Origin of the sequence: Streptomyces sp. MnatMP-M17, from assembly GCF_900091995.1 — a bacterium.
Lineage (GTDB): Bacteria > Actinomycetota > Actinomycetes > Streptomycetales > Streptomycetaceae > Streptomyces.
Map to the genome: position 1 here is coordinate 1 of NZ_FMDK01000197.1, position 22,419 is coordinate 22,419.

The following is a 22,419-nucleotide window of genomic DNA, read 5'->3' on the forward strand; positions in this document are numbered from 1 at the left end:
GGGCCCCCTTCCAGCTCCGCCGGACGCTGCCAGCCGCGCTCGCCTCTGGCCAGCAGCCAGGCCGTCGCCTCGGGCGGCGGCATCGCGGCGGCCACCAGCCAGCCCTGGACCGCGTCACAGCCGAGATCCCGCAGCCGCTCCCAGGTCTCGTCGTCCTCGACGCCCTCCGCGACGACCAGCAGGCCCAGCGAGTGCGCAAGATCGACGGTGCAGCGGACGATCTCCGCGTCCTCGGTGTCGACGGCCAGCCGGGCCACGAAGGAGCGGTCGATCTTCAGCTCGCTCACCGGGAGCCGCCGCAGATGCACCAGCGACGAGTACCCGGTGCCGAAGTCGTCCAGCGACATCTTCACACCGTGTCCGGTCAGTCCCGCCAGGGTGTCGGCGGCGCGCTGCGGATCCTCCAGCAGGACATGCTCCGTTATCTCCAGTTGGAGCGAGCCGGCCGGGACACCGTGGCGGGCGAGCCGCGCCGCGACCGCTCCGGCGAAACCGGGAGTGTGGACGTCGCGCGGCGAGACATTGACGGCGACCGGCACCTTCAGTCCTTGCGAACGCCAGCGCGCGACCTGCGCGAGGGCGCTTTCGAGGACGTACTCGGTCAGATGCGGCATCAGACCCGAGGACTCGGCGATCGCGATGAACTCGTCGGGAGGGACCCGGCCGCGCTCCGGATGCACCCAGCGCACCAGCGCCTCCAGGCCCGCGACCTGGCCGTCGAAGCGGACCTTGGGCTGGTAGTGCAGCTCCACCTCGCCGGCGTCCAGTGCGCGTCTGAGGTCTCCCAGCAGACCGAGGCGGTCCGGGGTGTTGGAGTCCCGCTTGGACTCGTACACCTCCACGCCCGTACGGTCCCGCTTCGCCTGGTACATCGCGACATCGGCCCGGCGCAGCAGCCCTTCCGCGTCGAGCGCGTGCTCGGGATAGACGGCGACTCCGGCGCTGGCCTCCAGGACCAGCGTCAGTCCGTCGAGGTCCAGCGGCGAGGACAGCTCGGCCACGAGATGGCGGGCGACGCGCTGGGCGCTGGTCGTGGAGTCACAGGTCGGCAGAAGCACCGCGAACTCGTCGCCGCCCAGACGCGCGGCCTCCGCACCGCGCGGCAGCGCCAGCCGTAGCCGGTCGGCTATCTGGAGCAGCAGCCGGTCACCCGCGAGATGACCGAGCGTGTCATTGACCGAACGGAAGCGGTCGAGGTCGATCAGGACCAGCGCGGACCGGGCGCCGAGGCCCTCCGCGTCCTCCAGCGCCGACCAGGTGCGCTCCAGCAGCCACTGCCGGTTCGGCAGGCCCGTCAGCGGATCGCGGAGCTGCTCCTCGGCGCGCGCTCTGGCGATCCAGAGCGTGGAGTCCAGGGCGATCAGCGGGATGGAGAAGAGCGGCAGCAGCACCGGCACGGTCATCGCGACCACACAGATCAGCGGAGCGATACCGAGCAGGGCGACCGCGACAAGTCCCTGGCGGTACAGGGCCGTACGGGCCACGGTCGGCAGCCCGCCGCCCTGCGGGGCCAGCGCGTACCACAACAGCAGTCTGGTGACGAGCAGATGGATCCCGGCCGCCAGCACGATCTCCGGGACGGCCTCGATCCCCCAGTCGAGCGGATCCCAGGGCTTCTCGACGGTGGGAAGCACATCGAAGAGTCTCAGGACGAGCGCGGCGGCGCCGATGCCCAGCATGTCGGCCGCGCCGTGCAGGACGCCCTGCCGCCAGCGGTGTCTGCGTGCCATGCCGACCAGCACCACGACGGACAGGCTGACGAGTACGGCGGGGACCCAGCCGTACAGCAGCAGGACCGCCAGGGTGAGGGCCGCGCCGGAGCCCGTGCCGCCCCACCAGCGGTCGCGGCCGAGCGCCACGAGATGGCCGACGATGATGCCGGTCAGCACGGCCATCGCCCAGCCCGTCGAGCCGCCCGGGAAGAGCGCATGGCCTTCCCGCACCGTACGGATGAGGCCGGTGACCAACAGGACCCCGGCGAGTCCCACCACAAGAACGGGCGTTTTCGCCGCAGTGCCCGCAATTCCCGCGAAACCACGCGGGGGTGAGACCGGGGCGGCGCTCTCGGTCGGTTTCATTCCCGTCCCTCTCACAGCCGGCGGAGCCGATGCCACGCGATGGCACGTTGTCATGCCATCACGGCTGAAATCGCACCACGCAGCCGCGCACGACAGGCGCACATCCCAACAGTAGGCCGCGAAAGGCGTCAACGGGCAGCGCTCTACAGCTGTTGCCCGAATGCGACCTGCCCATCCTTATCCATCTGGTATGCGCCGAACGGGTGAGCTTTGCGGCCCGATTCCGACGGTCGCACCCTACTCCCGAGGACTCTTCCCGGCAGGCTCCCCGGGCGTCTGTCCCGAGGTCTCCGCAGCCGTATCCCCGCTGGTCCCTTCGGGCGTCTCGCCGTCCGTCCCGCCGGTCGTCCCCGTCGTCCCGCCGGCCGTCTCATCAGCGGCTTCCTCGGCCGCCTCCTCGGCCGTGAGCGCGACCTCCCTGGCCGCGTCCGGGCCCTGTTCGAGCAGTACGCCGAAGCCCTGCTCGTCCAGCACAGGCACCTTGAGCTGCATCGCCTTGTCGTATTTCGAACCCGGGTTCTCACCGACGACCACAAAGCCGGTCTTCTTCGAAACAGAGCCGGTCACTTTTGCGCCAAGGCTCTGGAGCGACTCTTTCGCGCCATCCCGGGTGTACCGCTCCAGGGTCCCGGTGACGACCACCGTCAGTCCCGCCAGCGGCCTCGGGCCTTCGTCCTCGCCCGCGCCCTCCTCCTCCATCCGGACCCCGGCCGCACGCCACTTGCGCAGAATCTCGCGGTGCCAGTCGGCCTCGAACCACTGCGCGACGGACGCGGCGATGGTCGGTCCGACTCCCTCGACCGCCGCCAGCTCCTCCTCCGTGGCCTGCTCGATCCGGTCGATCGAGCGGAACTCCCTGGCCAGCGCCTCGGCCGCGACCGGCCCCACATGGCGGATGGAGAGCCCGGCGATGATCCGCGCCAGCGGGCGCTCCTTGGCCGCCGCGATGTTCTCCAGCATCGCCACGGCGTTCTTCCTCGGCTCGCCCTCCTGGTTGGCGAAGACCGTGGCGATCTTCTCCTCGCCGGTCTTCGGATCGCGCTTGGGCAGTCCGCTGTCCTGGTCGAGGACATACGCCTTGATGGGCAGGAGCCGATCGATCGTCAGATCGAAGAGATCGCCCTCGTCCAGCAGCGGCGGCGTCTCCGGCTCCAGCGGCTTCGTCAGCGCGGCGGCGGCCACATAGCCGAAGTTCTCGATGTCCAGGCACTTGCGGCCGGCGAGATAGAACAGCCGCTCACGCAACTGGGCAGGGCAGCTACGCGCGTTGGGGCAGCGCAGATCGACATCGCCCTCCTTCATGGCCCGCAGCTCCGTGCCGCACTCCGGGCAGGCGGCCGGCATCACGAACTCGTACGCGTCGTCGGGCCGCAGATCGATGACCGGGCCGAGGATCTCCGGGATGACATCACCGGCCTTGCGCAGCACCACCGTGTCGCCGATCCAGACGCCCTTGGCCTTCACCACGTCCTGGTTGTGCAAGGTGGCGAACTCGACCTCGGAACCCGCGACGGTGACCGGCTCGACCTGCGCGTACGGCGTGACACGTCCTGTACGGCCCACGCCCACCCGGATGTTGACCAGCTTGGTGTTGACCTCCTCCGGCGCGTACTTCCAGGCGATCGCCCAGCGCGGCGCGCGCGAGGTGGAGCCCAGCCGGCCCTGGAGCGGGATCTCGTCCAGCTTGACGACCACGCCGTCGATCTCGTGCTCCACCGAGTGGCGGTGCTCTCCGTACTTCGCGATGAACTCCCGGACGCCGTCCAGGCCGTCGACCACCTCGTTGTGCCGGGCCGTGGGCAGGCCCCACTCGCGCAGCAGGCCGTACGCGTGCGACAGACAGTCGATGTCGAATCCCTCGCGCGCGCCGATGCCGTGCACCACCATATGCAGCGGACGCGTCGCGGTGATCTTGGGATCCTTCTGGCGCAGGGAGCCCGCCGCCGCGTTGCGCGGATTGGCGAAGGGCTTGTCGCCGGCCTCCACCAGCCGTGCGTTGAGCTCCTGGAAGGCCTCCATCGGGAAGTAGACCTCGCCGCGGATCTCCACCAGGGCCGGTACGCGCTCGCCCGCGAGGCGGTGCGGAATCTCCGTGATCGTACGGACATTGGGCGTGATGTCCTCGCCCGTGCGCCCGTCGCCGCGGGTGGCCGCGCGGGTCAGTCTGCCGTGTTCATAGGTGAGATTGACCGCGAGCCCGTCGACCTTCAGCTCGCACAGGAAGTGGTAGTCGGTGGTGCCCACATCCTTGGCGACACGGTCGGCCCAGGAGGCCAGCTCCTCGTCGTCGAAGGCATTGTCCAGGGAGAGCATCCGCTCGCGGTGCTGGACCGAGGCGAAGTCCGTCTCGTACGCGCCCGCGACCTTCTGGGTCGGCGAGTCGGGCGTACGCAGCTCCGGATAGGTCTCCTCCAGCGCCTCCAGCGACCTGAGAAGCCGGTCGAACTCGCCGTCGCTGATGACGGGCTGATCCTTCACGTAATACCGGAAGCGGTGTTCCTCGATCTGCTCGGCGAGCCGGCCATGCTGATCCCGCGCCTCCGCGGGCACGCCCGTGCGCGCCTGTGCCGGAACTCCCGTCCGCTCTTCGCCAGCCACCGTTTCGTCCTCCCGTTCACCATGACCCGTCACCCGGGATCGTCACTCAGGGTTGTCCGCGAGGGATCTCGCGGCCCTGACACAGTGCGCGAGCGCAGCGCGCGCGTACGCGGGAGAAGCGCCCGCGAGCCCGCACGAGGGAGTGAGCACCACGGACTCGGCGAGAGTCCCGGGATTCAGCCCCAGCCTGCGCCACAACGTTCTGACACCCATGACGCTACCGGCCGGGTCTGACAATGGGCCGTCGGTGCCCGGCACGATTCCGGCGAAGAGTTTCGTACCGCCCTCCACCGCCTCACCGATCGGCTCCTCATCACGCTCGGTGAGCAGGCCGAAATCGAACGAGACGGCGGCGGCGCCCGCCCGCCGCAGCAGCGCGAACGGCACGTCGGGCGCGCAGGAGTGCACGATCGCCGTGCCCGCGCTCACCGCGGTCACCTCCCGCAGCGCGCTCTCCACCACCTGGCGGTCCACGGCGCGGTGGGTGCGGTAGCCGCTGGCCGTTCTGACCTCGCCGCGCAGTACGGCGGTGAGGGACGGTTCGTCGAGCTGGAGCACCGGTACGGCCCCCGGGATCCGGCGCCGTACCTCCGCGAGATGCGCGGTCAGTCCCTCCACCAGCGAGCCGGTCAGATCGCGGCAGGCACCCGCATCGCTGAGCGCCGACTGCCCGTTGCGCAGCTCCAGCGAGGCGGCGAGCGTCCACGGCCCGACGGCCTGGATCTTCAGCGGGCCCTCGTATCCCTGGGTGAACTCCTCCAGGGCGTCGAGGTCCTCGCCCAGCCAGGATCTGGCCCGCTTGGTGTCCCGGCCCGGCCGGTCGCCGATCCGCCAGCCGCTCGGCTCCACGCGCGCGTAGACCTCGGCCAGCAGTCCCACCGTACGGCCGATCATGTCGGCGCCCGGCCCTCGCGCGGGCAGTTCCGGCAGATACGGGAAGTCCTCGAAGGTACCGGTGACGGCCTTGGCCGCCTCCCTGGCATCGCCGCCGGGCATCGAGCCGATACCGGTGGCGGGCCCCCAGACGAGATCGCTCATCGGCCCGGCCGTACGGTCAGATCATCGATCCGCGCATCACGCGGCAGATCGAGCGCGGCGAGGATCGTCGTCGCCACCGAGCCGGGATCGATCCAGCGCGACGCGTCGTACTCCTTGCCCTCCTGCTGATGGACCTTGACCTGCATGGGACTCGCCGTACGGCCCGGATAGACGGTGGTCACCCGGAGACCGTTCTCCATCTCCTCGTGGCGCAGCGAGTCGGCGAGCGCCTTGAGGCCGTGCTTGGAGGCGGCGTACGCGCCCCACTGGGCGTGCGCGTTGAGCCCGGCGCCCGAGTTGACAAAGATCACCTGGCCCTGGGAGATCCTCAGTTGAGGCAGGAAGAGCCTGGTCAGCTCGGCGGGAGCGATCAGATTCACGGCGAGCTGGTGCTGCCAGACCTTGGGCGTCAGCTCGGCGATCGGACCGAGATCGACCACGCCCGCGATATGCAGGAGCGAGTCGAGCCGGTCGGGCAGCGGCTGCTGGGCGAGCGCCCAGGAGAGCCTGTCGGGGACGGCGAGATCGCCGACGAGCGTACGGGCGCCGGGGAAGTCGGCGCCGAGTTCCTTGGCGCGGCCGGCGTCGCGGGCGAGAAGCAGCAGGTCGTCGCCGCGCTCGTGCAGCCGGCGCGCGACGGCGGCGCCGATGCCCGAGCCCGCACCGGTGATGAGATGGGTAGCCATGCGGTCATGGTCGCATCACCGCGGACCGCCCGGCGCACGCCCGCGCTCTGCCTCCGGCAGGTCAGCGCACGTCGGGCGGTGCGCCTCCGGCCAGGTCAGTGCCCGCCCTCCCGACAGGTCAGCGCACGCCCGCGCTCTCCTCCAGATACGCGAGCGCGCCGACTCCGTCCTCCGCGAAGAAAACCAGGTCGGCGAGCGGGACAGGCAGGAAGCCCTCCTCGTCCATCCGCCGGAACTGCTGCTTCAGCCCGTCGTAGAAGCCCGCCGTGTTCAGCAGGACGACGGGCTTGGTGTGCAGGGCGTGCTTCTTCAGCTCCAGGATCTCCGTGGCCTCGTCCAGCGTGCCCGTGCCACCGACCATGATCACGACCGCGTCGGACTTGGCGAGGAGCAGCGCCTTCCGGTCGGCGAGATTCTTGGCGATCACCATCTCGTCGGCGCCCGGCCGTACGAATTCGCCGAGGAAGTCCACCGAGACGCCGACCAGCCGGCCGCCGGTCTCCTGTACGCCGTCGGCGACGACCTTCATCAGCCCGCTGTCGGAGCCGCCCCAGACCAGGGTGTGGCCGCCCTTGCCGATCAGTTCGGCGAATTCACGGGCCGGGCGGGTGTAGCGCTCGTCGAGATCGGCGGCGGAGAGAAAGACACAGATATTCATGGAGCAACCGTAAGGGCCGGTTCGGTCCCGGCGGGAAGACTGTGCGCCGGTTCGTTGCTGAAGAAAGTGGCACGAGCCGGGAAACGCATGAGCCTGAAACGCATGAGCCGGAATCACCGAAGGGACCGATCACCATGGCCACGGGTCACACCATCACCGTCGAGCAGGGCACCGAGCATGTACGCGTCGTACGCGACGGACAGGTGCTCGCCGAGAGCCGCAGTCCACTGGTGCTGCGCGAGACCGGCTGCCCGGTGCGCTACTACCTCCCGCCGGAGGATGTGCGTACGGAGCTGCTGACGCCCTCGGCGACCACCACCCACTGCCCGTTCAAGGGCGACGCCTCCTACTGGTCGCTGCCCGACGCCGCAGATCTGGTCTGGGGCTATCCCACGCCCAAGGCCGAAGTCGCACAGATCAAGGGCCACTTCTGCTTCTACGACACCGAAGTCGTCGCGGCCTGAGCGAAAGTCGCCACCTGGGCAAACATGAACCAGGAAAAATCTTGGCTGTTGGGCGATGAGTTGTACGCGACGCGCCGGTCTGCCTCACCATGGACCACGTGTGCACTGCCAAGTCGGGGGACGGCACCCCCATCGCCTACCGGCGAATGGGCGAGGGTCCACCGGTGATTCTGGTCGGTGGCGCGCTCAACACCGCGGAATCGCAGGCTCCGCTGGCCGAGCTGCTCGCGCCGGTCTTCGAGGTCCTCATATACGACCGGCGCGGGCGCGGCGCGAGCGGTGACACGGCTCCGTACGCCGTGGAGAGAGAGATAGAGGATCTGGGGGCGCTGATCGCGGAGGCGGGCGGCAGCGCCTCCGTGTACGGCATCTCCTCGGGCGCGGCGCTCGCGCTGGAGGCGGCGGCGGCCGGACTGACGGTGACTCAGCTCGCCGTGTACGAACCGCCGTACGCCACCGGTCCGGCCGATCTGGCGGAGTACGCGACCTACGCCGAACGCCTCTCCGAGCTGCTGGCGCGAGAGCAACGGACCGAGGCGGTCGAGCTGTTCATGTCCGTCGTCGGTGTGGCGCCCGAGATGATCGCCGGAATACGGCGGTCACCGATGTGGCCGGATCTGACGGCGCTCGCGGAGACACTCGCGTACGACAACGCGGTGCTGGGCCCAGGGCCGGTCCCGGCGGAGCGGCTGAAGTCCATCAGGGCCCGCGCCGTGGTCGTGGACGGCGGATGCAGCCCGGTCCTGCTGCGGAACGCGGCGAGGTCAGTGGCCGAGGCCCTGCCCCGGGGCCGCCACCGCACTCTGACGGGCCAGACCCACGATGTGGCGCCGCATGTGCTGGCACCAGTGCTGAAGGAGTTCTTCGCCGCGTAGGTCCTGTCCGGTCGCCGCGCGAGCTGAGCCTGACAGCGTGAGCTGAGCCCGGCAGACCGAGAACCCGCAGCCGAAGGCCCGCACATGGCAGGATGCGAGGATCGCCCAACTTCGGTACGGGCGTGGGCCGTTGGATGCTTGACATGGGCATGACCCGCCGATAGGTCTGGTCGTTCAACGGGCGTAGACCCGCCTCCGCTCGCGCGGAGACCGTCGAACCGACCGACCAGGAGGAAGCATGTACCGACGATCGACGCCATGGAGACGGACCGCACTGTCCGCGCTCGGCGGTCTGGTCACCGCGGTGCTCGTCGCCACGGCCCAGCCCGCCGCCGGTGCCGCGCCTGCTCCCGTCGGCGCGGCGGACCGCGACTCCATGAGCCGGGCCTTCGCGCGCGCCGCCGCGGAGTTCGGTGTGCCACGGGATCTGCTGGTGGCGGTCGGATACGGCGAGACGCATCTCGACGGACACCGCGGCGAACCGAGCCAGGCCAACGGCTACGGCGTCATGCATCTCGTCAGCAATCCGCAGAGCCGCACGCTGGAGAAGGCCGCCGAGCTGACCGGTGAGCCGGGCGCCGAGCTGCGCGAGGACACCACGGCGAACATCCGTGGTGGCGCGGCCGTGCTGCGCTCCTACGCCGACGGGCTGGGCCTGGACGCCACGGAGCGCCGCAGCGTGGACGAGTGGTATCCGGTGGTCGCCCGTTACGGCGGAGCCACCGACACCGCCACGGCCCGGCTGTACGCCGACACCGTCTACACGCTCCTCGGGCAGGGCATCACCGCGGATGTCGCGGGTGGCGAGCGTGTCACCGTACGGCCGCGCGCCGTCGAGCCCGAGCGCGGCCGGTACGCGGCGGACGCGGCGAACACAGACGGCGGCCGGCAGCGCGCCGCGCTCAGTCCCGACTATCCGCCCGCCGCTTGGGTGCCCGCCAACGCGGCCAACTACGCGGTCGGCCGGAGCGCGTCGATCAGCACCGTGGTCGTCCATGTCACCCAGGGCTCGTACGCCGGGACCATCAGCTGGTTCCAGAACGCGTCCTCGCAGGTGAGCGCGCACTATGTGGTGCGCTCGTCGGACGGTGCGATCACCCAGATGGTCCGCGACAGCAACACCGCGTACCACGCGCGCTCGGCCAACTCCTCCAGCCTGGGCATCGAGCACGAGGGCTTTATCGCCGACCCGAGCTGGTTCACCGACGCGATGTACCGCTCCTCGGCCGCCCTGACGAAGTATCTGTGCGAGCGGTACGGCATACCCAAGGACCGCGCGCATGTCGTCGGCCACGCCGAGGTACCGGGCAACGACCACACCGATCCGGGACCGAACTGGAACTGGAACTACTACATGCAGCTCGTGGGCGGCAGCTCCGGCGGCGGTGGCGTGCAGCTCAACTTCGCCTCGTACTCCGCCCTCAGCAGTGGTTCCACCGGCGCCCAGGTGACGGCGGCCCAGACCTTGCTGAACCAGCAGGGATACGACGCGGGCACCGCGGACGGCATCTACGGCACCCGGACCGCGAACGCGGTCAGGTCCTTCCAGACCGCCCGCGGGCTCACCGCGGACGGTGCCGTCGGCTCCCGTACCTGGACGGCCCTGCTCTCCGCGGGCAGCACGACCGTGGTACGGGAAGGCAGCACGGGCGCGGTGGTGGAGCGTCTCCAGCGCGCGCTGACGGCCGCGCTCGGGCGGACCGTGTCCATCGACGGACAGTTCGGGCCGGGAACGGCCACGGCGGTACGTGACTACCAGAGCGGCCGTGGGCTGACAGCGGACGGCATCGTCGGCGCGGCCACCTGGTCCGCGCTCCAGGCCGGCCGCTGAACCGACGGGCCGGCCTCTTTAAAGAGGTCTCGTCAAAGAGCCCTTCTTTAAAGAGGCCGGCCCGTTCCGTCAACCGGCCAGCGCCGTCTTACGCCGCCGGGTAGTCGTCGCGATCGTCGCCGAGCCGACCACGCGCGTGCCGTCGTACAGCACGATCGCCTGGCCGGGCGCCACACCACGCACCGGCTCCTCGAAGCTGACACGCAGCGTGCCGTCCGTCAGCTCCGCCGTCACCGCCGTCTCACCGCCGTGGGCGCGCAACTGGGCGGTATAGCCGCCGGATCCCGTGGGCGCCGTACCGCACCAGCGCGGCTTGACGGCCGTCAGCGCCACGACATCCAGCGCTGCGGCCGGGCCGACCGTCACGGTGTTGTCGACGGGCGAGATGTCCAGCACGTAGCGAGGCTTGCCGTCGGCGGCCGGATGGCCGATGCGCAGGCCCTTGCGCTGGCCGATGGTGAAGCCGTACGCGCCGTCGTGGCTGCCCACCTTCGTACCGGACTCGTCCACGATGTCGCCCTCGGCCCGGCCCAGACGCTTCGCGAGGAAGCCCTGGGTGTCACCATCAGCGATGAAGCAGATGTCATGGCTGTCGGGCTTCTTCGCCACGGCCAGACCACGGCGCTCGGCCTCCGCGCGGATCTCGTCCTTGGTGGTGAGGGTGTCACCGAGCGGGAACATGGCGTGCGCGAGCTGCCGCTCGTCCAGCACTCCGAGGACATACGACTGGTCCTTGGCCATGTCGCTGGCGCGGTGCAGCTCCCGGGTGCCGTCCTCGCCGATGACGACCGTCGCGTAATGGCCCGTGCACACGGCGTCGAAGCCGAGGGCGAGCGCCTTGTCGAGCAGCGCCGCGAACTTGATCTTCTCGTTGCAGCGCAGACAGGGATTGGGCGTACGGCCGGCCTCGTACTCCGCGACGAAGTCGTCGACCACGTCCTCACGGAAGCGTTCGGCGAGATCCCAGACGTAGAACGGGATACCGATCACATCGGCGGCGCGGCGCGCGTCACGGGAGTCCTCGATGGTGCAGCAGCCGCGCGCGCCCGTACGGAAGGACTGCGGATTCGCGGAGAGCGCCAGATGTACTCCGGTGACGTCGTGGCCCGCCTCGGCGGCACGGGCGGCGGCGACGGCGGAGTCCACGCCGCCCGACATGGCGGCGAGCACACGGAGTGGGCGCTGAGGATTCTGAGTCATAGCCTTCCCAGAGTACGGCCCGACGGGAACCGGAGTCGCCCTGGTTTGCGTTGACGATCACATGGGCGAGAAAACACCGGGCACGGCCGGGGGCGTGGGCGGCTGCGGACGCCATCGCGTGGCCCGCGGGCGCCATCGCGGGGCCGCGGATTCCGGCGAGATCAATCGCAGGACGGTGCTGATCGGCGGCGCGGCGGCGCTGCTCGGCGGCGGCGTGCTGGCACACGAGAAGGTCTCGCGTCTGTGGTGGCGGGTGCCGGGCATCGACAAGCCGCGCACGGAAGGTGAGCTGGATTACGCGCGTGCGCAGTGGATAGCGGCCTCTCCGGCGAACTGGCGCCGGGCGGACAGGCCCGACGACTATGTGGTGGACCGTGTGGTGATCCATGTCGTCCAGGGCAGCTATCAGGTGGCGCTCAAGGTCTTCCGGGATCCGGCCCATGGCGCCGCCTCGCACTATGTGGTGCGCAAGGACGGCCATGTGGCGCAGATGATCCGCGAGCTGGATGTGGCGTATCACGCGGGCAATCGCGCCTACAACGAGCGGTCGATAGGCATCGAGCACGAGGGATGGGTGGACCGGAAGTCGTCCTTCACTGACGCGATGTACCGCTCGTCGGCACGGCTGACCGCCGGGATCTGCGCGCGGTACGAGATCCCGGTGGACCGGGAGCACATCATCGGCCATGTGGAGGTCCCGGGCACGGACCACACGGATCCGGGGCCGTACTGGGACTGGGACCGCTATATGGAGCTGGTACGGGAAGCGGGCACGGACACGGAGAAGGCGCAGCCGGGCGCGGCCTGAGGCGCAGGCGCCCGGGCCCCACAGGCGCAGGCGCCGGGCCCCACGGAGGCGCCGAGCCCCACGGAGGCTTCTCAGCTGAGCCCGGCGCTTCTGGCCCGGTCGACGGCCGGGCCGATGGCCTTCGCCACCGCCTCCACATCCTGGCTGGTGGAGGTGTGGCCGAGCGAGAAGCGCAGCGTGCCTCTGGCCAGATCGGGATCGCAGCCGGTGGCGAGCAGGACATGGCTGGGCTGCGCCACACCCGCCGTGCAGGCGGAGCCCGTCGAGCACTCGATGCCCTGGGCGTCGAGCAGCAGGAGCAGCGAGTCGCCCTCGCAGCCCGGGAAGCTGAAGTGCGCGTTGGCGGGAAGGCGGTGGCCGGGATCGCCGCCGAGGACGGCGTCGGGCACAGCCGTCCGTACGGCGTCGATCAGTTCGTCCCGCAGGGCGCCGATGTCGTGGGCGAATTGCTCGCGCCGTTCGGCGGCGAGCCGGCCCGCCACGGCGAAGGCGGCGATCGCCGGGACATCGAGGGTGCCCGAGCGTACGTGCCGCTCCTGACCACCGCCGTGCAGCACGGGTACGGGGGTGTACTCACGGCCCAGCAGCAGGGCGCCGATGCCGTACGGGCCGCCGATCTTGTGTCCGGAGACGGTCATCGCGGCGAGTCCCGAGGCACCGAAGTCCAGCTCCGTCTGGCCGAAGGCCTGGACGGCGTCGGAGTGCAGCGGAATCCCGAACTCCGCCGCCACCTCGGCCAGTTCAGGCACCGGCAGGATGGTGCCGATCTCATTGTTGGCCCACATGACGGTGGCGAGGGCGACATCCCCGGGATTGCGCGCGATCGCCTCGCGCAGTGTCCCGGGCAGCACCCGTCCGTAGGAGTCGACCGGCAGATATTCAACGGTCGCGCCCTCGTGCTCACCGAGCCAGTTCACGGCGTCGAGGACGGCATGGTGCTCCACCGGGCTGGCCAGCACTCTGGTCCTGGCCGGATCGGCGTCGCGGCGGGACCAGTACAGGCCCTTCACGGCGAGATTGTCGGCCTCGGTGCCGCCGGAGGTGAAGACCACCTCGCTCGGCCGTGCGCCGAGGGCCTCCGCGAGCGTCTCGCGGGCCTCCTCGACGGTACGACGGGCCCGGCGGCCGGCGGCATGGAGCGAGGAGGCGTTGCCGGCGAGGCCGAACTGGGCGGTCATCGCCTCGATCGCCTCCGGCAGCATCGGAGTGGTCGCGGCGTGGTCGAGGTAAGCCATGGTGGACTCGATTCTACGAGTCACGGAAGCCGCACACGCGCCCGGTCCGCACCGGCCCGCCGCCCACGGCGCACACCGCCGCCCGGCCGGGCCATGATCCGCCGGGCCGTCAGTCCCGCGGCGCGCGGGCGAGTTGGCGGGACTGCGCCACCAGACGGTCCGCGCTGTCCCAGATCTCCGCGTCCTCCTCAAGGAAGCCGCCGGCGAGGTTACGGGTGGTGAGGGCGACCCGGAGCGGGCCCGGCGCCGGGCGGCAGCGGACATGGGTGGTCAGTTCGACCGTCGGGGTCCAGCCCTTGAGGCCCATCTCGAACGCGGTCGGCGGCAGCGCGTCCACGACCAGCAGCAGTGCGAGCGGATCGCTGTCCCGGCCGTCCGCGAACTGGAACCAGCCGCGCATCTCGCCCAGCCCGGACGGCGCGCCGACGGCCCAGCCGACCGTCGCCGGGTCAAGGCGCAGGTCGAGCCGGTCGATCATCGCGAAGTCGCCGGGCGGCGGCGGGCCGTCGGCGGAGCTGACACAGCGCTCCAATGGCGGTATCGCGGGCGGCTTCGCCGCCGTCCGCACATCGTCGGGCAGCGCGTCCAGATCGCCGTACGAGGCGAGCACCCTGATCCGCTCGACCTCGGTGCCGTCCTCGGCGGTCTGGAAGAGGGACGCCTGGCCGGTGGAGAGCGTACGGCCGGTCCGTACGGCCTCCGTACGCACCACGGCGGGACCGGGCGTCGACGGTGTGAGGTAGTGCGCCGAGACGGCGAACGGGTCCGTGTGCGGAAGGGTGTCGCCGAGCGCGCGGCCGATCAGTGCCAGCAGATAGCCGCCGTTGAGGACGTTCATGATCGTCCAGCCCGGGGAGAGCGTCGCGTCGTAGACGCCCGGTTCACGCGGGATCAGAGCCGTGCCGCGGTCGAACTCGCTGTCCCCGATGGACGCGATGGATGCCTGTGCCATGGAAGACAACCCTACAAGGGGGCTGTACTAAGCGGTAGCTTACGAAGGTTACAAGCGTGCGAACTCCGGCGTGACACAGAAGAGCCCGAAACGCCGCCGGCCTCCGGCCCCGTAGGGACCAGAGGCCGGCCGGCCCTGCGTACGCGTTACTCCTTGGGTCCGGCCTCCGACGAAGGCTCGCCCGCGGCCGACGCCTCCGCGGCCGGCGTCTCCGTGCCCGTGCCCGACACATCCGCCAGCTCGATCGTCTCGCGCGACGCCACCGACACCGTGTCCTGCGGATGCTGGTCGGCCGCGTTCTCCGGGTGGTGGCAGGCCGCCTGGTGGCCCGGCGCGAGCTGGATCAGCGGCGGCTCGGTGGTCTTGCAGATCTCCGTCGCCTTCCAGCACCGCGTGTGGAAGCGGCAGCCGCTCGGCGGATTGATCGGCGACGGCACATCGCCCTTGAGCAGGATCCGGTCGCTCTTCGCTCCGCGCCTGCTCGGGTCCGGCACCGGCACCGCGGAGAGCAGCGCCTTGGTGTACGGGTGCTTCGGCGACGCGTACAGCGACGAACGGTCCGCCAGCTCCACGATCTTGCCGAGGTACATCACCGCGATCCGGTCCGACACATGGCGGATGACCGAGAGGTCGTGCGCGATGATCACATAGGTCAGGCCCAGCTCCTCCTGGAGGTCGTCCAGCAGGTTCACCACCTGGGCCTGGATCGACACGTCCAGCGCCGAGACCGGCTCGTCGGCCACGACCAGCTTCGGGTTGAGCGCCAGCGCCCGCGCGATACCGATGCGCTGCCGCTGGCCGCCGGAGAACTCGTGCGGATAGCGGTTGTAGTGCTCGGGGCTGAGGCCCACCAGCTCCAGCAGCCGCTGGACCTCCTTCTTCACACCGCCCTCGGGCTCGATGCCCTGGAGCTTGAAGGGAGTGGCGATGATTCCGCCGACGGTGTGGCGCGGGTTCAGCGAGCCGTACGGGTCCTGGAAGATCATCTGGACATCACGGCGCATCGGCCGCAGGGCGCCCGCCGACAGATGCGTGATGTCCCGGCCCTCGAACTCGACCTTGCCGCCGGTCGGTTCGAGCAGCCGCGTGATCAGCCGGCCCATCGTCGACTTGCCGCAGCCGGACTCGCCGACCACACCGAGGGTCTCGCCCGGGCGGACGTCGAAGGAGAGACCGTCGACCGCCTTGACCGCGCCGACCTTGCGCTTGAGCACTCCCTTGGTGATCGGGAAGTGCTTGGCCAGGCCGGTGACCTTGAGGAGCGGCTCGGGGCCGGAACCGTCCGGTCCCTGGCCCGCCTCCTGCTCGGGAATCTTTTTGCTCGGATCAGTCACAGCTTCGGCGCAATCTCTTCGGTCCAGATCTGTTCCCGCTCCGCCGGCGACATATGGCAGGCGGAGAAGTGCCCGTCGGTGATCTGCCGCAGCTCGGGACGCTCGGTGCGGGTGATGTTGTCCTTGGGGACGTCCGCGTACGGGCAGCGCGGATGGAAGGCGCAGCCGGACGGGACGTTGATCAGGCTGGGCGGCGTTCCCTTGACCGGCACCAGCCGGTCGGTCTGCTCCCGGTCGATACGCGGCATCGAGCCCAGCAGGCCCCAGGTGTACGGGTGCTGCGGCTGGTAGAAGACCTTCTCCGCGGTGCCGCGCTCGATACAGCGTCCCGCGTACATCACCAGCAGTTCGTCCGCGATCTCGGCGACGACGCCCAGGTCGTGGGTGATGATGACGACGGCCGAGTGGAACTCCTTCTGGAGATCCCGGATGAGGTCGAGGATCTGCGCCTGGACGGTGACGTCCAGGGCGGTCGTCGGCTCGTCGGCGATCAGCAGCTGCGGATTGTTGACCAGCGCCATCGCGATCATCGCGCGCTGACGCATACCGCCGGAGAACTGGTGCGGATAGTCGTCGTAGCGCCGCGCGGGCTCGGGAATGCCGACCCGGTCGAGCATCTCGACGGCCCGCTTCTTGGCGGTCTTCTTGTCCACCGCGTTGTGGACGCGGTACGCCTCCACGATCTGCGCGCCGATGCTGTAGTACGGATGCAGCGCGGAGAGCGGGTCCTGGAAGATCATCGCCATCTTCTGGCCGCGCAGCTCACGCACGCGCTCGGGACCGGCGCCGATCAGCTCCTCGCCGTCCAGCCAGATCTCACCGGAGATCCTGGCCCGCTCGGAGTTGTGCAGCCCCATGATGCCCAGCGAGGTCACGGACTTGCCCGAGCCGGACTCACCGACGATACCGAGAGTCTGGCCGGCCTTCAGATCGAAGCTGACGCCGTCGACGGACTTGACCAGACCGTCGTCGGTGTCGAAGTGGATCCGCAGATCGCGCACGGAGAGGAACTTCTCCGCGGCGCCCTCGGCGGAACCCGTACCCGTGGTGGCCTTCTCCGCGCCCGTCTTCTGTACGTCCTTCTGTACGTCGCTCATGAGAGCCTCACCCGGGGGTCGATCGCGGCGTACACAAGGTCCACCAGCAGGTTGCAGACAACGATGAAGAAGGCGGCGACCAGCGTCACACCCATCACGATGGGCAGGTCGCTCTGCTTCACGCCCAGGATGGCGTAGGCGCCCATGCCCTGGAAGGAGAAGACGTTCTCGGTGATGACCGCGCCACCGAGCAGCAGCGCGAAGTCCATGCCGAAGATGGTGACGAGCGGCGTCAGCGCCGCGCGCAGGCCGTGCTTGACGACGACCTTGCTCTCCCGAAGTCCCTTCGCCCGCGCGGTTCTGATGTAGTCCTCGCCCATCGTCTCCAGCATTCCGGCACGGGTGAGCCGTGCGTAGAGCGCCGAGTAGAGGAAGGCGAGCGTGCACCAGGGAAGAATCAGGTTCCAGGCCCATTCACCGGGATTCTCGGTGAACGGTACGAAGTGGAGGTTGTCCCAGATCGTCCAGTGGAAGCTGAACAGGGCGAGGGAGACCAGACCGGTGAAGAACATCGGCAGCGAGACACCGGCGAGGGCGACGCCCATGGCGAGCCGGTCGAAGATGGAGCCCCGCTTGAGCGCGGAGAGCACACCGATCGCGACACCGGAGAGCACCCAGAGGACCGCCGCACCGACGGCCAGCGACAGGGTCACCGGCACGCGGTCGACTATCTGGGGCCAGATCTCGACATGTGTCTTGAACGAGTAGCCGAAGCACGGCACATGACAGACCGAGGGATTGGGGCCGAAGTTGTACTCGGCGCCGACCACGATGGACTTGATGAAGTCCCAGTACTGAAGGTAGAGGGGCTGGTCGAGCCCCAGGTTCTTCTTGACAGCGGCGATGGCGTCCGGGCTGGGACTCTTGCCGATGTACTGGGCGGCCAGCGAGTCAGTCGTCTGCCCGCCGAGGCGGGGCACAAGGAAGAAGATCGCGAACGTGACTGCGCTGACCACCAGCAGCAGCAACACCGCGGCGAAGACGCGTCGGATGATGTACGCAGCCACAGCCGTTTGGTGCCGGGCCGTCCTGACGGGGTACGCCAGGACGGCCCGGCACCTTCACCTGCCTTTCGGGGGGTGCTGTTTTGATGTGTCAGGTGTTACAGGTGTTACGGGGTGGCACCGGGGCTTCCCGGTGCCACCGGTGTCACTTGGCCGAGGTCAGCAGCGTGTAGTCGTACATGCCGAGGTAGGCCTCGGTGACCGTGACGTTGGCCGCGGACGCGGGCCGGTAGAGCAGGTTCTTGCGGTAGAAGAGCGGGACGACCGAGGCGTTCTCCATGACGAGCTGGTCGACCTCGCCCCAGGCAGCCGTGCGGGCGGCCGGGTCAACGGTGCCGATGCCGTCCGACAGCGCCTTGTTGATCTTCGGGTCGTTCAGCTCCATCAGGTTCGTGCCACCGGAGGGCTTGATGGCCGAACCGTTCACGATCTGGTCGAGGAAGCCGAATCCACTGGGCCAGTCGGCACCCCAGGCCATCATCATGAGGCCCGCGTTGTTCTTGTGGACCCAGGCCGGCACACCGGCGAAGTCCGTGAAGTACTTGTCGGACGGGAACGTCTTGATGTCCGCCGTGATGCCGACCTTCTTCAGGCTCTCCTGGATCTGGGTGGCCACGGTGACCTCGTCGGGACGGTCCGCACGGGCCGTCAGCGTGGTCTTGAAGCCGCCCGGCTTGCCACAGGCCGTCAGCGCGGCCTTGGACTTGGCCTCGTCGCCCTTGTTGCCCGGCGTCGCGTACAGGTCGAACTTCTTGTAACCGCTCACCGACGGCGGGATCAGCGTGCTGGCCGGGTCGCCCTTGACCGAGCCACCGATGGAGTTGACCGCACCGGCCTTGTCCACCGCGTACTGAACGGCCTTGCGGCAGTCGACGTTGTCGAACGGCTTCACGTTGACGTTCATCGCCAGGTACGACAGCGCGCCCGCGTACGGGTTGTCCGTCTTGGCCTTCTCGTCGGCCTTGACGAGCACCTTCGGCTGCGTCTTGGACTGGAGACCGGTGCCGCCGGCGTCCGCGGTGATCGTGTCGTTGAGCAGGTGCTCATCGATCGTCGTCGCGTTGATGTTGAGCTTCAGCTCGATCTTGTCCGGCAGCGCCTTGCGGATCGGGTCGCTGGCCTGGTCCCACTCGGGGTTGCGGGAGAGCGTGGCGCCGGTGCTCTCGTTGTACGAGTCGAACTTGTACGGGCCGGAGGACACGATGTTCTGGACGTACTCGGCACCCTTGTCGGCCTTCTGCGGGACCGGAGCGGTCTGCGAGAAGGTGGCCAGGTAGTCCATGTCCGCGAACGGCTTGTTCAGCTTGAACGTGATCGTGTAGTCGTCCGGGGTCTCGATGGACTTCAGACCCTCGGGGGACTTGTCCTTGTAGGGACCCTTGTACTTGTCGCCGCCCACGAGGTACGACTTGAAGTACGTCGGACCGTTGGAGAGCGCCTCGGGCGCGAAGTTGCTGCGCTCGATCGCGTACTTGACGTCCTTCGAGGTGACCTCGGTGCCGTCCTGGAACTTCACGCCCTTGCGGAGCGTGTACGTCCAGGTCTTGGCGTCGGGGCTGGCCTTGCCGAGCGAGGTCGCGAGGTCGGGGACGACCTCAAGGCCTTCCTTGCCGGCGGCCGGCTTGAAGGTGACCAGGGTACGGCCGTACAGGCGGGAGAAGTTCTGCACCCAGCCGTAGTACGTGTTGCCCGGGTCCAGGGAGTCCGGGCCGCTGGAGTGCTCGAAGACGACCGTTCCCCCCTTCTTGTCGGTCGTGTTGACAATGCCCGACATCGCGGCATCGGCCTTGGCGCTGCTGCCGCCACCCTTGTTGCCGTCACTGTCCTTGTCGGAGCTGCCACAGGCACTCGCACCGAGCGCCATGGCCAGCGTCACGGCGATGGCCGCTGCCGTCTTTCTGCTGTTCATCCTGAGGAAAGCCCCCTCGATTGACCGATGCGGCAGGGCCGCTATTACTTGCCACGGGGGTCGAGTGCGTCACGCAGCCCGTCCCCAAGCAGATTGAATGCCAGCACGGTGATGAAGATCGCCATACCGGGGATGATCATGAACATCGGGTCGACCTGGTAGAGATCGACCGCGGTGGACAGCATTCCGCCCCAGGAAGCCTGTGGCGGCGCGATACCCACACCCAGGAAGCTCAGAGAAGCCTCGAAGAGGATGTTGGTGGGGATCAGCAGGGTGGAGTACACGAGGATCGGCGCGACCAGGTTCGGCAGCAGCTCCCGGAACAGGATGAACGGTCCTCGCGCGCCCAGCGACCGAGCCGCCTCGACAAACTCCCGCTCGCGCAGGCTGAGCGTCTGCGCGCGCACGATCCGGCCGATGTACGGCCAGCTGAAGAAGCCGATCACAAAGATCAGTACGGCGATACGGAGCGGAAGCCCCTCAAGACCGAACGCGCTGCCCTGGAGCGACGCGGAGATCGAGATCGCGAAAAGCAGTAGCGGGAAGGCGAGGAAGGTGTCCATCATGCGGCTGATGGCACTGTCCACCCAGCCGCCGTAGAAACCCGCCACGACGCCCATCACGACGCCGATGACGACCGAGAGCAACGTCGATCCGGCCGCGACCACCAGGGAGACCCATGAGCCCTCGATGATACGGGCCAGAATGTCACGCCCGGTCTGCGGTTCCACGCCCAGCGGGTGGTCCCAGCTCATACCGCCGAAGCCGCCCTTGGGCGCCAGCAGCGTCGGATCCACCAGATCCTGGTTGAAGGCGTTGGGGTCGAGACCGAACACCGCCTGGATCGGCTTGGACAGTACGGCGACAAGAACCAGCAGGATCACGATGACGCCGCCCGCTACGGCGACCTTGTCCCGCTTGAAACGCGTCCACGCGATCCGGCCGAGCGAACGGCCTTCGATCTGCTTGCCCCCGGCGCCCTCCAGGACCGCTTCCGGCTGCGCTGTCGCCGCCGACCCGGTGGTCTCGATAGGTGCCGTCATTGCGCTGGAGACCCCTCTCGGCCGACGGTGGCCGGCCCATGACCGCCGCTGTAGCGGCACTTTCACATCACATGACGCACGTGGTCCCCCTGTGGCGGGAACTGCTTCTGTCAGCGCATCGCACACTAGGCCGAGACCACCTGCTCCCCGGAGTCTTCAGCCACTTCGCGATCACCCGCCAGTCCCAACGGGGAATGTTTGCTCAAACGTGATGCGGGTAGAGGTGTTCCGTTATCCGGACGGTCCGCTCGTCTCAGCGGACCAACTCAGCCGCTATTCCACCAGATCGGATATGTGGCTCAACTCGCCTGATATGCGGCGGAACCGGAGCATCCATATCCTCCGTGCCATCCTCCGCGCCGTGGCGCTCAGTACGCGTGAGAAGCGGGCGGCGGATAGCCATAACCCGAGGTGGGCGCCGGTCCCGCGTGCGCCTCGCGGTCGTAGAACGGACGCGAGTTGGCCCGTAGCCACATCGTCACCGGGTCGTACTCGTCGGACATCGCCACGGTCGAGACCGGCAGTCCGTCCGGCACCGCGGTGATCGACTGCCGCATCATCGCGCGTACGGAATCGACGGACGCCGGGCTCGTGTCGTACAGATCGAGGCCGATCGTCAGATACGGCACGCCGAGCGCCGGCTGCACCCAGGCGCGGCGCAGCGAGCGGACCGCGGGCGTGCGATGGGCGTTCTGGGTGAGCAGGGCGTAGAACTGCGGCAGTGCGATGGCCGGTTCGGACAGCCGCAGCGGTCCCGCGGGCATCCGGTCGAGTCCGGTGGCGATCCGGCGCAGATCGAGCCAGGGGATACCGACTCCGCCCCCGGGCGCGTGCGGATTGAGCCAGATGCCCCAGCGGTCGGGATAGAGCGCACGGGCGATGTCACGGCCGGTGACCACTTCGTGCGCCCGGGTCCAGCCGCTGACGGAGAGCTCCTGGGCGGAGGTGACGCACGGCGCGTACCCGAGCCCGTCGACCTCCATGTTGCCGTACTGGGCGTCCGGCGAACCGGCCCGGCCGTGCCAGAGCAGCATCCAGACGCTGTCGTCGGCGAGGGCCTGGAGGAGCGCCTCGTACGCGTCGTAGCGTCCTGGCGTCACCTGGCGCAGCATCTGCTCGACCTGCCCGGCCGCCGCGGTGCCTGACGCGCTCACTCTGGGTCCCGCCCCTCTTCGATCCACCATTCGACCAGCCCCCCGAAGCCCGTCGGCCCCCGTGCGGGAAGGCCCGTCCGGACACGCCGCGGGGGCCCAGCCATCAAACCAGCTTAGGCGGCGGTCCTGACACAGCCTTGACGCCTGGTGTCTATGCCCGCTGGTAGAACGGCCTCACCTTGGCCAGCAGATAGTCGCCGACCGGATCCTGGGCCACGTCCAGCAGGATGAGGTTGACGGGCCAGCCCACCGCGACCCGGCCCAGCGCGCGGCCGAGCGCGTCCAGTGGCGCGTTGCGGTCGGCGGCCTCCCAGGACGAGAGCTGTACGCCGATGAAGAGCGCCGGGGAGTCGCCCTCGACGCTGGCGAGCGCGCGGCGGGCCGAGAGCACCACACCGGACGTCTCGAACTCGCCCGCGGCGGCGGAGAGGAAGTCGACCGGATCCTCCTGCCAG

At 69.1% G+C, this 22,419-nt stretch carries 19 protein-coding genes; 4 read left to right on the plus strand and 15 right to left on the minus strand.

Annotated elements, in window-relative coordinates:
• From GA0115259_RS09650 to GA0115259_RS09670, 5 genes are all read right to left on the minus strand, one after another.
• Window positions 1-2,078, minus strand: a 2,078-nt coding sequence (locus GA0115259_RS09650; RefSeq protein WP_107469155.1) for a putative bifunctional diguanylate cyclase/phosphodiesterase, incomplete at its 3' end; no start/stop codon positions are given.
• 237 nt (window positions 2,079-2,315) lie between these two features.
• A complete protein-coding gene (gene ligA, locus GA0115259_RS09655) occupies window positions 2,316-4,676 on the minus strand; it encodes an NAD-dependent DNA ligase LigA (protein WP_093593801.1) in 2,361 nt (786 codons plus the stop codon).
• A 42-nt stretch (window positions 4,677-4,718) separates the two neighbouring features.
• Window positions 4,719-5,714 carry a methionine synthase gene (locus GA0115259_RS09660; RefSeq protein ID WP_093593804.1) on the minus strand — a complete coding sequence of 332 codons (996 nt, stop codon included), beginning with the start codon at window positions 5,712-5,714 and terminating at the stop codon, window positions 4,719-4,721.
• The gene (locus GA0115259_RS09665; RefSeq protein WP_093593807.1) at window positions 5,711-6,400 is read right to left on the minus strand and encodes an SDR family oxidoreductase; all 690 of its coding nucleotides are present in this window, start codon (window positions 6,398-6,400) and stop codon (window positions 5,711-5,713) included. The genes GA0115259_RS09660 and GA0115259_RS09665 overlap by 4 nt, the downstream gene beginning before the upstream one ends.
• Before the next feature lie 118 nt (window positions 6,401-6,518).
• Window positions 6,519-7,058: an LOG family protein gene (locus GA0115259_RS09670; protein WP_093593810.1), complete on the minus strand. Its 540-nt coding sequence runs from the start codon at window positions 7,056-7,058 to the stop codon at window positions 6,519-6,521.
• Window positions 7,059-7,186: 128 nt separating this feature from the next.
• Between GA0115259_RS09670 and GA0115259_RS09675 the strand changes: the two genes are divergently transcribed.
• From GA0115259_RS09675 to GA0115259_RS09685, 3 genes are all read left to right on the plus strand, one after another.
• A complete protein-coding gene (locus tag GA0115259_RS09675) occupies window positions 7,187-7,522 on the plus strand; it encodes a DUF427 domain-containing protein (RefSeq protein WP_093593845.1) in 336 nt (111 codons plus the stop codon).
• 89 nt (window positions 7,523-7,611) lie between these two features.
• On the plus strand, window positions 7,612-8,397 hold the full coding sequence (locus tag GA0115259_RS09680; protein ID WP_093593813.1) for an alpha/beta fold hydrolase: 786 nt from the start codon (window positions 7,612-7,614) through the stop codon (window positions 8,395-8,397).
• A 238-nt stretch (window positions 8,398-8,635) separates the two neighbouring features.
• A complete protein-coding gene (locus GA0115259_RS09685) occupies window positions 8,636-10,228 on the plus strand; it encodes a peptidoglycan recognition protein family protein (RefSeq protein WP_093593816.1) in 1,593 nt (530 codons plus the stop codon).
• A 69-nt stretch (window positions 10,229-10,297) separates the two neighbouring features.
• Here GA0115259_RS09685 and mnmA read toward each other — a convergent pair whose 3' ends face one another.
• On the minus strand, window positions 10,298-11,428 hold the full coding sequence (gene mnmA, locus GA0115259_RS09690) for a tRNA 2-thiouridine(34) synthase MnmA (protein ID WP_093593819.1): 1,131 nt from the start codon (window positions 11,426-11,428) through the stop codon (window positions 10,298-10,300).
• Window positions 11,429-11,489: 61 nt separating this feature from the next.
• Between mnmA and GA0115259_RS09695 the strand changes: the two genes are divergently transcribed.
• The gene (locus GA0115259_RS09695) at window positions 11,490-12,236 is read left to right on the plus strand and encodes an N-acetylmuramoyl-L-alanine amidase (RefSeq protein WP_093593822.1); all 747 of its coding nucleotides are present in this window, start codon (window positions 11,490-11,492) and stop codon (window positions 12,234-12,236) included.
• 71 nt (window positions 12,237-12,307) lie between these two features.
• Here the strand turns inward: GA0115259_RS09695 and GA0115259_RS09700 are convergent, their stop codons facing one another.
• The 9 genes from GA0115259_RS09700 to GA0115259_RS09740 form a co-directional block, all read right to left on the minus strand.
• Window positions 12,308-13,471 carry a cysteine desulfurase family protein gene (locus GA0115259_RS09700; RefSeq protein WP_093593825.1) on the minus strand — a complete coding sequence of 388 codons (1,164 nt, stop codon included), beginning with the start codon at window positions 13,469-13,471 and terminating at the stop codon, window positions 12,308-12,310.
• A gap of 109 nt (window positions 13,472-13,580) precedes the next feature.
• Complete coding sequence (locus GA0115259_RS09705; protein WP_093593828.1) at window positions 13,581-14,423, minus strand: thioesterase family protein; 843 nt, start codon at window positions 14,421-14,423, stop codon at window positions 13,581-13,583.
• A gap of 146 nt (window positions 14,424-14,569) precedes the next feature.
• Window positions 14,570-15,757 (minus strand): ABC transporter ATP-binding protein, encoded by a 1,188-nt coding sequence (locus GA0115259_RS09710; RefSeq protein ID WP_093593831.1) that lies wholly within the window; start codon window positions 15,755-15,757, stop codon window positions 14,570-14,572.
• Entirely contained in the window at window positions 15,754-16,854 is a 1,101-nt protein-coding gene (locus GA0115259_RS09715; protein WP_093593834.1) for an ABC transporter ATP-binding protein, read from the minus strand. The genes GA0115259_RS09710 and GA0115259_RS09715 overlap by 4 nt, the downstream gene beginning before the upstream one ends.
• Window positions 16,851-17,861, minus strand: coding sequence for an ABC transporter permease (locus GA0115259_RS09720; RefSeq protein WP_093593836.1), 1,011 nt, complete (start codon window positions 17,859-17,861; stop codon window positions 16,851-16,853). Before GA0115259_RS09720 ends, GA0115259_RS09715 begins: the two co-directional genes overlap by 4 nt.
• A 142-nt stretch (window positions 17,862-18,003) precedes the next feature.
• On the minus strand, window positions 18,004-19,767 hold the full coding sequence (locus tag GA0115259_RS09725; protein ID WP_093593838.1) for an ABC transporter substrate-binding protein: 1,764 nt from the start codon (window positions 19,765-19,767) through the stop codon (window positions 18,004-18,006).
• Between the two features lie 44 nt (window positions 19,768-19,811).
• Window positions 19,812-20,810 carry an ABC transporter permease gene (locus GA0115259_RS09730; RefSeq protein ID WP_093593840.1) on the minus strand — a complete coding sequence of 333 codons (999 nt, stop codon included), beginning with the start codon at window positions 20,808-20,810 and terminating at the stop codon, window positions 19,812-19,814.
• A 368-nt stretch (window positions 20,811-21,178) separates the two neighbouring features.
• A complete protein-coding gene (locus GA0115259_RS09735) occupies window positions 21,179-21,964 on the minus strand; it encodes an enhanced serine sensitivity protein SseB C-terminal domain-containing protein (protein ID WP_093593842.1) in 786 nt (261 codons plus the stop codon).
• A 151-nt stretch (window positions 21,965-22,115) separates the two neighbouring features.
• Window positions 22,116-22,419 (minus strand): enhanced serine sensitivity protein SseB C-terminal domain-containing protein (locus GA0115259_RS09740; protein ID WP_141716506.1); only part of this gene is annotated, 304 nt, incomplete at its 5' end.

Bases quoted from the DNA above. Each gene is read 5' to 3' on its own strand.
- GA0115259_RS09715 (WP_093593834.1), bottom strand. From the start codon at position 16,854: ATGAGCGACGTACAGAAGGACGTACAGAAGACGGGCGCGGAGAAGGCC.
- GA0115259_RS09705 (WP_093593828.1), bottom strand. From the start codon at position 14,423: ATGGCACAGGCATCCATCGCGTCCATCGGGGACAGCGAGTTCGACCGC.
- mnmA (WP_093593819.1), bottom strand. From the start codon at position 11,428: ATGACTCAGAATCCTCAGCGCCCACTCCGTGTGCTCGCCGCCATGTCG.
- GA0115259_RS09695 (WP_093593822.1), top strand. From the start codon at position 11,490: ATGGGCGAGAAAACACCGGGCACGGCCGGGGGCGTGGGCGGCTGCGGA.
- GA0115259_RS09680 (WP_093593813.1), top strand. From the start codon at position 7,612: ATGGACCACGTGTGCACTGCCAAGTCGGGGGACGGCACCCCCATCGCC.
- GA0115259_RS09730 (WP_093593840.1), bottom strand. From the start codon at position 20,810: ATGACGGCACCTATCGAGACCACCGGGTCGGCGGCGACAGCGCAGCCG.
- GA0115259_RS09665 (WP_093593807.1), bottom strand. From the start codon at position 6,400: ATGGCTACCCATCTCATCACCGGTGCGGGCTCGGGCATCGGCGCCGCC.
- GA0115259_RS09725 (WP_093593838.1), bottom strand. From the start codon at position 19,767: ATGAACAGCAGAAAGACGGCAGCGGCCATCGCCGTGACGCTGGCCATG.
- GA0115259_RS09685 (WP_093593816.1), top strand. From the start codon at position 8,636: ATGTACCGACGATCGACGCCATGGAGACGGACCGCACTGTCCGCGCTC.
- GA0115259_RS09660 (WP_093593804.1), bottom strand. From the start codon at position 5,714: ATGAGCGATCTCGTCTGGGGGCCCGCCACCGGTATCGGCTCGATGCCC.
- GA0115259_RS09670 (WP_093593810.1), bottom strand. From the start codon at position 7,058: ATGAATATCTGTGTCTTTCTCTCCGCCGCCGATCTCGACGAGCGCTAC.
- GA0115259_RS09700 (WP_093593825.1), bottom strand. From the start codon at position 13,471: ATGGCTTACCTCGACCACGCCGCGACCACTCCGATGCTGCCGGAGGCG.